An 11,823-nucleotide genomic window follows, 5' to 3' on the forward strand; every position below is an offset into this window, starting at 1 on the left:
TCGGTCGAGGCCTGGCCCAGCGCCACAGCCGAGTGCTGCAACTGACCGACGACATTGCGCAGCTTGGCGACAAAGGCATTGAAGTGCGTACCCAGCTCGGTTATTTCATCCTTGCCGTGGGTTTCCAGCGTGCGGGTCAGATCGCTCTCGCCACTGGCAATGCTGGCCATCGCACCGACCGCCGCTCTGAGAGGGCGCACAATGCTGCGTACGATCGTGACCAGCAGCAACACCATGATCAGCACGATGCCGGCGATGAACATCCCGGCGTTCCACAGTTGGGTCTTGAACTCCGCCGCTACGTCATCCACGTAAACGCCGGACCCCAGAATCCAGCCCCATGGTTGAAACAGCTGCACGTAGGAGGTCTTTTTCACCGGCTCGCTGGCACCGGGCTTGGGCCAGCGATAATTGACCATCCCGGCACCCTGGGCTTTGACCAGCGTGACCATTTCATTGAACACCGCAAAGCCGTCCGGGTCCTTGATGGTCGATAGATCCTGGCCTTCGAGCTTGGCGTTGGTGGGGTGCATGATCATCACCGGGCGCAGGTCGTTGATCCAGAAGTAGTCGCTCTGGCTGTAACGCAGGCTCTTTATCTCTTTCAAGGCTTGCTGTTGCGCAGCCTCGCGGGTCATGCCGCCGGCGGCTTCAAGCCCTTGATAGAAGGAGAGGATGCCGCTGGCCGTCTGCACCACATGCATGGTTTTCTCGGCCTTGGCCTGATACAGGTCATTATGCAGTTGCCTGAGCAGCGTCGCCGAAAGGACGAAGAGCATCAGTACTGAAACGACAAGAATCAGCCACAGACGGCGGCTGATGGACAAACTGCGCATACTCATGATCGGCATCCCATGCATTATTTTTTTTCTTCTGATGACTCTGATCCGCGCAGCGCGCGATTCAGGGCCTTTCAAGCATCTCGGCGCGTAATGACCAAACATGAGCGGTCGGTCACACTTTTTAGCGGCGTACACGGGTATGGCGAAAGGCTTACAGCAACAGACGCGATTGGCTCTATCGACTGACCCTCAGTGAATGTAGGATCCAATTCAACAGCTGCAGCGAAGGAACGCCGCAGTGATCAGGGAGGATCGACCATTGCCAGGAGGCTACTGACAGGATGTCGGAATGGTCATGTTGCAAAACCACCCGCTTCGGCGGGTTTTTTGCGTCTGCAGGAAAGCAGGGTGGGTTCAGCGGTCCGGCTCGCAGCCTTTGAGCACCAGCCTGAGGATGGTCCGGGTGGCCGCCTCGTAATCGGCATCCTGCAGTTTTGCCTTGCCGGTGACCGTTGCGATCTGCCAGTCGAAATCGGCGTAGGTCTGGGTCGCGGCCCAGATGGTGAACATCAGGTGATGAGGATCGAGCGGGGCGATCTGTCCGCTGTCGATCCAGGCCTGGATGCATTCGATGTTGTGCCGTGCCTGGCCATTGAGCTGTTCGATCTGCTGCGCTGTCAGGTGCGGGGCGCCATGCATGATCTCGCTGGCGAACACTTTCGAGGCGAAGGGCAGATCACGGGAAATCTGGATTTTCGAACGGATATAGCGGCTGAGGACTTCGGCAGGCACGCCTTCGGGGTTGAAGGGCGTCGACGCACGCAGAATGGGCTCGATGATGCTTTCCAGCACCTCGCGATAGAGGTTTTCCTTGGATTTGAAGTAGTAATAGACGTTGGGCTTGGGGACACCGGCTTTGGCCGCGATATCGCTGGTCTTGCTGGCGGCGAAGCCCTTGTCGGCGAATTCCTCGCTGGCAGCGCGCAGGATGAGTTCTTTGTTGCGCTCGCGGATACTGCTCATGACCCGGTTATTCCCTTGCCTGCATGGCGGTCGCGCATGTTAGCACCGGGTTTGCGCAGCGCTCAATGTTGACGGCCCGGGGCAGGGTTGCACCGGGCCGTTTACTCAGGCACCCATCAGTTCCTGGACTCTGGCGGCCAACGCTTCAATCGCAAACGGCTTGGTCAGTACGCGCATTCCTGGCCCGAGCTGTTCGTCACCGATGGCGGCGTTTTCCGCGTAGCCGGTGATGAACAGGGTTTTCAGATGCGGGCGGACCTCGCGTCCGGCATCGGCCATTTGTCGTCCGTTCATGCCGCCCGGCAAACCCACGTCAGTGATGAGCAGGTCGATATGCACATCCGAACGCAGCAGCTTGAGGCCAGCCAGGCTGTCGGCGGCTTCGATCAGCGTATAGCCCAGGTCGCCGAGGGCGTCGGTGAGCAGCATGCGCACCGTGGGTTCGTCGTCCACGATCAGGATGGTTTCCCCGGACTGGGTGAACTCGAACGGTGCCTTGTGCACATCGCCTTCGTCTCTGGCCGCAGTGCCGTCGTAGCGAGGCAGGTACAGGGATATCGCGGTTCCCTTGCCGACCTCTGACTGAATACGCACCCGTCCGCCAGACTGATTGGCGAACCCGTAAATCATCGACAGACCCAGCCCGGTGCCCTGGCCAATGGGCTTGGTGGTGAAGAACGGGTCGAATGCCTTGGCGATGACATCAGGCGTCATGCCGGTACCGGTATCGGTGACGCACAGCGACAGATAGTGGCCCTCAGGCATATCGTGTGCGCGTGCCACATCGCCGTCTATCCAGCGGTTGCTCGCCTCGATGGTGATGCGTCCGCCGTCCGGCATGGCATCGCGGGCGTTGATGCACAGGTTCAGCAGCGCGTTTTCCAGCTGGCTGGCGTCGACCAGTGTCGGCCACAGCCCCGTGGCACCCAGGGTCTCGACCACGATGCTGGGGCCGACGGTGCGCTGGATCAGGTCGGTCATGCCTTTCATCAGCCTGTTCACGTCAGTCGGCTGCGGGTCCAGGGTCTGGCGGCGAGAGAAGGCCAGCAGCCGGTGCGTCAGAGCCGCGGCACGTTTGGCCGCGCCCTGGGCCGTCACGATGTACTTGTCGACCTCGCCCCAGCGCCCTTGCTCGATCCGGGTGCCCATCAGTTCCAGAGCCCCGGAAATGCCTGCCAGCAGGTTGTTGAAGTCGTGGGCGAGGCCACCGGTCAGTTGCCCGACCGCTTCCATTTTCTGCGACTGGCGCAGCTTCTCTTCGGCCTGCATGAGCTCGGTGGTGCGCGCTGCCACGCGTTGCTCAAGCGTGTCGTTGAGGGCACGCAGCGCGGCAGTGGCACGGTCGCGTTCTGCCGCCACGGCGCGCCGTTCGTCAACGTTGATGAGCACGCCGGGGAAGCTCAGTGGCGTGCCATCCTCGGCCCGGTCGACCCGGCCGTTGGCTTCGATCCAGTAGTAGATGCCATCAGTACGACGAACGCGGTACTGGTGGGCGTAAACACGCCCGTTGGTGATGACCGCATTGATCGCAGTGATCAGGCCTTGCTTGTCTTCCGGGTGAACAGTGGCAATGACTTGCTCCAGACTCAGGCCTTCACGGCCCAGCGCGGGGTCCAGACCGAAGGCCTTGGCGAAGGCTTCGTCGACGGTAAAGCGATCGGTCGGCAAGTCCCAGTGCCAGGTGCCGATGATTGCACCGGCGGCCAGGGCGAGCTGAACGCGGTCGATGTTTTCGCGTGCGACGGCCTCGCTGGTGCGCAAGCGCTCCTCGGCATCGCGTCGCGCCGTCACATCGCTGAAGATCACCGCAATCTGCCGATCAGCCGGTTCACCGACACGCACCGCCTTGACTTCGAACCAGCGCTCGAACGCCTTGGCATAGTTCTCGAAGCTGGCAGGCTCGCCGGTTTTGGCGACGTTGCCATAGGCTTCGAACCAGAACCGCTCCAGGTCCGGCGCGAACTCGGTCACCCACTTGCCGCGCAAATCGACACCGGCCTGACGTTCAAAGGCAGGGTTGGCCTCGATGAAGCGGTAGTCCACCGGGCTGTCATCGGCATCGAACCTGACCTGAATGATGGCGAATGCGGCTTCGATGGTCTCCAGCATGGCCCTCGAGCGCTCTTCGCTCTGGCGCAGCGCCGTCTCGGCCTTGCGCATCTGCGACATGTCGAGCATTGCGCCGATCATGCGCACCGCCTGGCCGTCGATATCGCGTATCACATGACCGCGGTCCAGTACGTCGGCATAGGACCCGTCCAGACGACGAAAGCGGTATTCGTCTGTCCAGGCAGTGCCATTGCCGTCGATCACGGCATGAATGGAGTTGTATACGCGGGTGCGGTCGTCGGGATGGATCTGGCCCATCCACCAGTCACCGGACTTGTCCAGCGTTGCCAGCGGGTGGCCGTAAGCCTCTTCCAGCGCGTCGTTCCAGAGCACCAGATTGGTTGCAAAGTCCCAGTCCCAGATCGAGTCATTGGTCGCCTTGGCGGCCAGCCGGTAACGTTCCTGGGCTTCTTCGGTCGCGCGGCCGGCCAGATGCTCGCGGGTACGGTCGCGCAGGATTTTCACGAAACCGAGGTGGGTATTGTTCTCATCGTAGAGCGGCATCATCTCGCCTGATGCCCAGAACAGCTCACCGTCCTTGCGCAGGTGCCAGCGCTCGTCCGACGCCCGGCCTACGCTCAGCGCAAGCTGCATTTCATGTTCGACCCGGTTGCTGGCCAGGTCTTCGGGCGTAAAGAAACGCTTGGCGCTCTGACCGACCATCTCTTCCTGGGTCCAGCCCAGAACCTGCTCTGCGCCCGGGTTCCAGTCGGTGATGATGCCGTTGCCATCGGTCAGGATCATGGCGAAATCCATCGCGCTGTCAAAGACTGCGCGCTGGCGTGCCGCCCGGGCGACGGCTGCGGGTCGACAGGTATTCGTTGCGGCGTCGATGCCGGCTTCTTCAAGCATTCTGCGCAGGTCCACGATCTGCGCCTCCAGCTCTTCTCTTGTCAGGTCTTTCAGAGCGCCTCCCGCTCACACGTTATGTTTGGCATGGGCGGAAACTTGCCGATGGCCTGCTTTGCACGGTCTGCTTTCCCTCGGCAGGCAGTGCCTGATGGGCGTCTTTCTATGGCGACCACCATACAGTCATTGCCGCGCCTGAGCTCACGTCCTGCCGTGACTGCAGCGCAGTGGCTGCGTCAGTGGACACCTGCCGACGAATCGGGTTTCGAAGGATCAGAATTTAAAACAGCCATTGTGTCCTGCGCCGGTTCCGGGGACATGTTCAAAGGCGCAGCGATTTTCCCGGGTATTCATCGGCCTGGGGGCGGCTTTCTTTAGAGAATGTCAGGCCTGGGTAACAACTTTGTTTGCAGGCTGCACACATTGCTCATTACCTGATGCGGGTGGGGCTTTCGAGTCAGCCTTTTTTCGGGGTTCTTCGGAACGCGTGCTAGGATTTACCCTTTCGTTATGCGAAACGTGCCCTTCGTATGTCCATCGATGCAAACAGTTCCGCTACTCCTGCACCCACCAAGCGTCGCCTGCCCAAGGGCGAGGTGCGCAAGGCCGAAATCATCAAGGCGGCCATGACCCTTTTCGCTCGGGATGGGTATGCCGGCGCCTCGCTGACCAACATTGCCAAGGTGGCAGGTCTCTCTCAGGTCGGCCTGCTGCACCACTTCCCGACCAAACTGGTGCTGCTGCAAGCTGTTCTCGAACATCGCGACCAGTACATTGCCGGCCGGCTGCAGGATGCCGATCAGGTCGCTTCTCTGCAGGGGTTCCTGTCGTTTCTGAAGCAGGTCATGAGTTTCAGTATCGAAGACGCCGCGGTCAGCCAGGCGCTGATGATCATCAACACTGAAAGTCTGTCGGTCACGCATCCTGCACACCGCTGGTTCAGCGAGCGTTTTGCGATTGTGCACGGCCATCTTCAGGCGCATCTGAAGTTGCTGGTCGAGGCAGGCGAAATTCGGGCGGATATCGACGCAAGGCAGATCAGCCTTGAGATAGCCGCCATGATGGATGGCATGCAGATTCAATGGCTTCGAGCGCCAGGGGATGTGCAGATAGAGGAGGGGTTTGCCAGATTTCTCGAACGACTGGCGCGGGATCTGGCGGCACGCTGAGCTGCGAGCGTTTGCCAGGCAGGCATCGGTGGTCCTGTCGACCACCGATGCCGTTGGCTTAGTAAGCCTGTTCTGCCTTGACCTGTACGGCCTTGCGCAGGGGGATCGGCAGCGGGTTGGAGTCGCGAGTGGTCAATTGCTCCGGGTACAGCGCTACAACCGTGCGGTCGAGCGTCAGGTTTTCCGAGTCCTTGCCCACCAGCACCTTGAACTTGCCAGGGTCAACGTTCCAGCTCACCGAGTTGGCTGAGTAGTACGCGAACGAGCGCGAGTCCAGCGCAATGGTCACGGTCTTGCTTTCGCCAGGCTTCAGGTAAACCTTGGAAAAGCCCTTCAGCTCTTTCTCTGGACGATCAACCAGCGGCTTTGAAGGCTGCACGTACAACTGAGCCACTTCAAAACCGGCCTTGTCACCCGTGTTGGTCACCGTGAACGACGCCTGAATGGTCGCGCCCGGTGCCAGCACGTTGCTCGACAGCTTCAGATCGCTGTACGCATAGGTGGTATACGAAAGCCCGAAACCGAATGGGTAGAGCGGTTTGGTGTGCTTCTTGTCGTAACCGCGATAGCCCAGGTACAGGCCTTCGCTGTAGCTCATCTCGACAGGCGGATTAGGGCTGCTGAAATAGTACGGCACCGGGTTCGAGTACGACGCATAGCTCGGATTGTCCTGTGCCTTCTTGTCCAGCGTGATCGGCAGCTTGCCCGATGGATTGACCTTGCCGAACAGTATTTCAGCCAGTGCCTGACCGCCCTGTTGCCCTGGATACCAGGCGTGCAGAGACGCGGCTACCTTGTCAGCCCACGGCTGCATGTCCATGCCACCGCCACCGTGCAGTACCACGATGGTTTTCGGGTTGGCTTTCTGAATGAAACCGATCAGCTCGGACTGGAATTGCGGCAGTTCGAACGGACGATCGAGCGACTCACCCTCGTATTCGAAGTTATTGCCGGCGGCTACCACGACAGCGTCGTAATCCCCCAGATTCTTCGGTGGTCGCAACGCTGCCCAGCTCATCTGTACGCCGTTCATGCCGCCCAGTACCGGAGTGAAGTTGCCCTTGAGCCGGCGGTATTCGAGGCGCACGTTGTATTCGCTGCCAGCCTTGAGATTCGGTGTCTTGACGGTGCGCGGCACGACTGGGATCAGGTCGAACGAGACTTGCGCGCCTTCATCTTCAAGCACCAGCTCATCGTTGATCCAGAGTTTATAGGCACCGTCCGCACGGACCTTGAACACCTGCGGCCCGGTGATCGTCGGTTTGATCTTGCCAGTGAAACGGGCCGAGAACGAACCGGCTGAAGGGCTGTAGCCGTTGACCGCGCTGCTGCCGTAATCAGTGACGTTGGTGTTGGTAATCCAGTCCAGGTTGACGCCCGGCTCGATGCGAGTTGCCACCGGGTCGCCGGACAGCGAGGTGTTGGCGTAGTACTCGGCTTTTACGCCGGTATTGCTGATCGCCTGCTGGTCACTGCCTGGCTGATACCAGACCGACGATTTAGGGTTGAGGCTCATCTGTGGCAGGTAGTCCACGTTGGACGGGTCAGACGCCAGTTGCTTGAGTCCGCTCACTTCGGTGACATAACTGGCCGGCGCCGAATAGGCAGTACCGAACGGCGCGGTCGGCGGCTGCATGGCCATGTCGCCAATGACGGCGATCTTCGCGTTTCTCGGCAACGGCAGTAGAGGTTTCTGCCCGTCCACTGGCTCGTTGCGCAGCAGGACGATCGATTCTCTGGCCACGTTCAAGGCCGCCAGTTGACCGTATTCACGATGCTCCAGTGGCTGCGCCTTGTTGATCCCCTTGTCAAAACCGTAGCTGACCAGCGCTCTCAGGTTCCTGCGCACCTTGTCGTCGATTACGTTCTGGTGCAGCTGACCGTTCCAGACATAAGGCAGCAGTTTGGCTTCGGTAAACTGAAGGCCGCTGGGCATGTCGATATCGGTGCCGGCCCAGGCGCCTTTGAAGGCGTCCTGAACCGAGTTGAAATCGCTCATGACGTTACCCTGAAAGCCCCACTGGCCTTTGAGGATATCGGTGATGAGGTGATGGTTTTCACACGCGTATTCGCCGTTGATCTTGTTGTAGCCGCACATGATCGAGGCGATATTCGAGTTCTTGACCAGCGATTCGAAGCCCGGCAGGTACAGCTCCTGCATCGCTCGTTCGTCTATCTTCACATCCAGATAATGACGGTTCGCTTCCTGCTCGTTCATCAGGTAATGCTTGGCGGCCGCCTGGACGCCTTGAACCTGGATACCGTTGGTGACGGCTGGTGCCAGTACTGCGCCGAGAAACGGATCTTCGCCGCTCATGTACTCAGCCGCCCGGCCGTTGAACGGCGTGCGGTACAGGTTGATGGCTGGTGACAGCATCTGCTGCCCACCCGCGATGCGGGTTTCGTAGCCGATGGCCAGACCGAATTCCTTGGCGCGATTGATGCTCCAGGTGGCTGCGAGTGCTGACGGCGAAGGGTACTGCGCACCGAACGTCTTGCCGCCGACCAGTACGCCCATGGCCGAGTCATAGGCGACCGTGCCTTGCAGGTTGAACTTGTCCAGCTTGGGAATCATGCGGCCGTCGTCAACGCGCGAAAAATTGATTTTTTCCGATTGCGTCATGTTGTCCAGCATCGCGCCTACGCGCGCTTCCACTTCATTGCCGGTCATCGGCGTGACAGCGAATACGCTGCCTGCCTGGGCGATACCGAGCGCCAACAGGCTCAGGCCCAGGCCTTGTTTGATCATGGACACGGAGTTATTCCTTACGTCATTCATTGATTGATCGGTTGCAGTCAGTGGGTCACTCAGTGGTCTTCATTGCCGGCAGGGGCGTCAGCAGTGTCGATCGGTGCATCCACCACCGTTTGCGCGCCGTTGGGCGTTTTCTGTACGGCAACGTCGGCACCCGTGATCTGCTCACGCTGGGCGTCGACCTCTGCGCGGCGCTCGCTCGACGTGGATGGCAGCGGGTTCTGCCCGTCAGCGGCAGACACCGGGAGGGCGGCAAGGGACATCAGTAAAGTGGCAACAACAGGCAGCAGGGGGCTGGCCATCGGGAGAATCTCCAAACAGAAATATGAAACAGGCAGACAGGCAAGTCAGCAGCTCAGGGCCGCTGACAGTTCATTCAAGGCGTGCGTGACAAACAGAAAATTGCTGAAAGGTAAAATACACGAATGTAATTTTATATAGTTGAGGTTGGGTAAAATTCAATGGCAGCTATTTGGTTTTAGTATTGCTTTAATTTCAAAATATAACTTTAATAGGCAATATTTTTCTGGTTTTTGTGTTTTTAAAGAAATTAATCTTCTTTTTAAAAAGCAGAGTGATCACTCTGTTTTTTGGGTTTAGATGGTTTTACATGGGTCGCGTGCTGATGAGCGCAAGTATTGCTGACGCCTGAATACTGGCAGTGAGTGTCAGTATCATCACGTCGCTGTCAGGCCCGTCGAATAAAGTCCTGACGCCACCGAAGAATGCCTACGCCTGTCTGGACTGGAGTGAGTGTCTCCTCACATCGGCGGCGCTGCTGGAACTGATGCTCAAGCGTGGGTGGGTAAGTCGACATCTGGATTCCAGAGCACTGTATCTGACGCCCAAAGGGGCAGGCGGGATGGCGAAGGCGTTTGGTCTGGAGGCGGTGCGTAAACGCTCAGATAACCACGCTGCTACCGAGCATGCCCGGTAGCAGCGTGGCTCAGGTTCAGAAGCTGTACTTGGCCGTCAACGCATAACTGCGCGGGTTGCCGTAGACGTCGGTGGAGCCCCAGACCGAGCTGGCGCCAATCGCCGTGTAGTAGGTGCGGTCGAATATGTTGTTGGCGTTCAGTTGCAGGTCGAGGTTCTTGCTCACCTGATACCCCGCCATCAGGTCGGCGACGGCGTAGCTGCCCTGTTCCAGGCGATAGCTGCCATCGGTGAGTGCGATGTCGTTGTACATGCGGCTTTGCCAGTAGACGTTGCCACCGACGCGTATTTTCTCCAGTGCACCCTGCAGGCGATAGACCGTCGATACCTTGAACAGATGCTCGGGCGTGTCGGTGTTGAATTGCTGGTTCTTGTTCGCCGGATCGGCATCCTTGATGTAGTGGGTGCGGGCGTAGGTGTAGCCGGCGCCGACTTGCCAGTTCTCGGTCAACGCGCCTTGCAGCTCCATCTCGATGCCCTGACTGCGTACCAGGCCTGCAGCGTCGTAACAGGTCAGGACCGCGCAGCCTGCCTGGGTCGGTGACTGGGTCTTGAGGTTTTTCTGGTCGATCTGGAACACCGCCAGGGAGGTGTTGAGGGCGCCGTTGAAGTATTCACCCTTGATACCGACTTCATAGTTTTCGCCGACCACCGGCTTGAGCACCTTGCCGGACAGGTCCTGTGCGCTCTGCGGCTGAAAGACGTCGGTGTAGCTGGTGTACAGCGAGTGGTGTTCATCCAGCTTATAGATCAGCCCTGCGTAGCGCGTCAGGTTACGGGTGACTTTGTAGTCTTCATCGCCGATGCGGTCATCGTAGTCGTACCAGTCCAGACGGCCGCCGAGGATCAGGGTCAGCGGATCGGCCAGGCTCAGGCGTGTGGTGAGATAGACCGCGTCCTGGGTGGCGATGCTGTGCGTCTTGCCATTGCGAACGAAGTCCGGCTTTGGCGCGGCAATGGGCAGACCGGTGTCGTAGGGGCTGTACTCCTTGCTGGTCTGGTCGTACACGCGCCGGCTGGTGCCGACCACCACTTCATGAGTGCGGCCGAAGGCTTCGACCGGCCCACTGGCGTAGACATCGAAGGCGCTCTGCTGCTCTTCCGGCCTCGACTGGTAGGCCGTGGTTTCCAGCGGGCCGTTGTAGCGAGACAGGTAGGTCCCCGAAAACAGGCCGTCCAGCGACGAGCTCGAGCCTGCTACGCGCAATTTCCAGTCGTTGTCGAAACGGTGCTCCAGCTCACCGAACATGGTGTCTATCCGGATTTTCTTGTTTTCCCAATCCGAGCCGGAATAGGTGGAGCGCGGCAGGTTCAGGTGGTGACCATCGACGCCCAAGGGCAGGCCGCCCCAGAAGTAGTTGGTCTGGTCTTCCTGACGAGACAGGCCCAGGGTGGCGGTCGTCGCGTCGCTCAGATCGGCTTCGACCACCCCGTAGAACACGCCGTGATCGCTCTTTTCCTTGTCGCGGAAGCTGTTGGCATCCTGGTAGGAGCCGACTATGCGGCCGCGAACCGTGCGGCTGTCGTTCAGTGGGCCGGACGCATCGAAGACGCCACGGTAATCGTCCCAGCTCCCGACCGTGCCGGTGAGGGTGACCTGTGGCACGGCGGTAGGGCGTTTGCGCACCATATTGATCGCTGCCGAAGGATTGCCAGACCCTGTCGCCAGGCCAGTCGCGCCCCTGATCACCTCGACATGATCGAACATGGCCAGATTGGGTTGAACGCCTGCCGTGTAGCCCGAGTAGGAGGCGGGCAGGCCGTCGTACATGATGTTGTCGATGTCGAAACCGCGCGACGTGTAGGTTTGCCGGCCCGGTCCGCTGGACTGGTCCAAAAACAGTCCCGGCGTATACCTGACCACGTCATTGATGCTGGTCATGGCCTGATCGTCCATGCGTTGGCGGGTGACGACCGTCACGGCCTGCGGCGTTTCACGAATGGTCAGCGGCAACTTGGTCGCGGTCTGCATCGGGCCGGTGGTGTAGGACTGACTGCCCTCGGTTGTGGAGCCAAGTTGATCACTGCTGATCTGCGTGGCGCCCAGCTCCATGGTCGTGGCGGGCTGTTCTTCAGCGCCAAGGGCTGCCTGTGTAGTGGCAGCCCAGATGCCCATGGCCAGCAGACCCGGTGTGAAACGATTACGGCTTTGCGATTGTTGCCCCGACATGAACCCGACACTCCCTGATGCCCTCCATGG

General features: G+C 59.7%; 6 protein-coding genes and 2 pseudogenes. 2 read left to right on the forward strand and 6 right to left on the reverse strand.

Annotation, left to right across the window (positions count from 1 at the left end):
- Positions 1–68 precede the first annotated feature (68 nt).
- The 3 genes and pseudogenes from KUIN1_RS28570 to KUIN1_RS09285 all read right to left on the reverse strand — a co-directional run.
- Positions 69–944: pseudogene (locus tag KUIN1_RS28570) on the reverse strand (cache domain-containing protein); the annotation flags it as partial.
- A gap of 252 nt (positions 945–1,196) precedes the next feature.
- Positions 1,197–1,805 carry a TetR/AcrR family transcriptional regulator gene (locus KUIN1_RS09280; RefSeq protein WP_010429686.1) on the reverse strand — a complete coding sequence of 203 codons (609 nt, stop codon included), beginning with the start codon at positions 1,803–1,805 and terminating at the stop codon, positions 1,197–1,199.
- Positions 1,806–1,910: 105 nt separating this feature from the next.
- Positions 1,911–4,781: a PAS domain-containing hybrid sensor histidine kinase/response regulator gene (locus KUIN1_RS09285; protein ID WP_116886292.1), complete on the reverse strand. Its 2,871-nt coding sequence runs from the start codon at positions 4,779–4,781 to the stop codon at positions 1,911–1,913.
- A gap of 512 nt (positions 4,782–5,293) precedes the next feature.
- Here KUIN1_RS09285 and KUIN1_RS09295 point away from each other — a divergent pair.
- Entirely contained in the window at positions 5,294–5,932 is a 639-nt protein-coding gene (locus tag KUIN1_RS09295) for a TetR/AcrR family transcriptional regulator (RefSeq protein WP_024651272.1), read from the forward strand.
- Between the two features lie 58 nt (positions 5,933–5,990).
- Here the strand turns inward: KUIN1_RS09295 and KUIN1_RS09300 are convergent, their stop codons facing one another.
- Together KUIN1_RS09300 and KUIN1_RS09305 are read right to left on the reverse strand one after the other, a co-directional pair.
- Entirely contained in the window at positions 5,991–8,681 is a 2,691-nt protein-coding gene (locus KUIN1_RS09300) for a beta-glucosidase (RefSeq protein ID WP_003404425.1), read from the reverse strand.
- 59 nt (positions 8,682–8,740) lie between these two features.
- The gene (locus KUIN1_RS09305; RefSeq protein WP_003404424.1) at positions 8,741–8,989 is read right to left on the reverse strand and encodes a hypothetical protein; all 249 of its coding nucleotides are present in this window, start codon (positions 8,987–8,989) and stop codon (positions 8,741–8,743) included.
- A gap of 425 nt (positions 8,990–9,414) precedes the next feature.
- On the opposite strand from KUIN1_RS09305, the pseudogene KUIN1_RS27465 reads away from it, so the two are divergent.
- A pseudogene (locus KUIN1_RS27465) lies at positions 9,415–9,624 on the forward strand (hypothetical protein); the annotation flags it as partial.
- Between the two features lie 15 nt (positions 9,625–9,639).
- Here the strand turns inward: KUIN1_RS27465 and KUIN1_RS09315 are convergent.
- Entirely contained in the window at positions 9,640–11,793 is a 2,154-nt protein-coding gene (locus tag KUIN1_RS09315) for a TonB-dependent siderophore receptor (RefSeq protein ID WP_152091948.1), read from the reverse strand.
- Positions 11,794–11,823 lie beyond the last annotated feature (30 nt).

Source organism: Pseudomonas sp. KUIN-1 (assembly GCF_009176725.1).
Classification (GTDB): Bacteria; Pseudomonadota; Gammaproteobacteria; order Pseudomonadales; family Pseudomonadaceae; genus Aquipseudomonas; species Aquipseudomonas fragariae.

Bases quoted from the DNA above. Each gene is read 5' to 3' on its own strand.
- KUIN1_RS09305 (WP_003404424.1), bottom strand. From the start codon at position 8,989: ATGGCCAGCCCCCTGCTGCCTGTTGTTGCCACTTTACTGATGTCCCTT.
- KUIN1_RS09315 (WP_152091948.1), bottom strand. From the start codon at position 11,793: ATGTCGGGGCAACAATCGCAAAGCCGTAATCGTTTCACACCGGGTCTG.
- KUIN1_RS09280 (WP_010429686.1), bottom strand. From the start codon at position 1,805: ATGAGCAGTATCCGCGAGCGCAACAAAGAACTCATCCTGCGCGCTGCC.
- KUIN1_RS09300 (WP_003404425.1), bottom strand. From the start codon at position 8,681: ATGATCAAACAAGGCCTGGGCCTGAGCCTGTTGGCGCTCGGTATCGCC.
- KUIN1_RS09295 (WP_024651272.1), top strand. From the start codon at position 5,294: ATGTCCATCGATGCAAACAGTTCCGCTACTCCTGCACCCACCAAGCGT.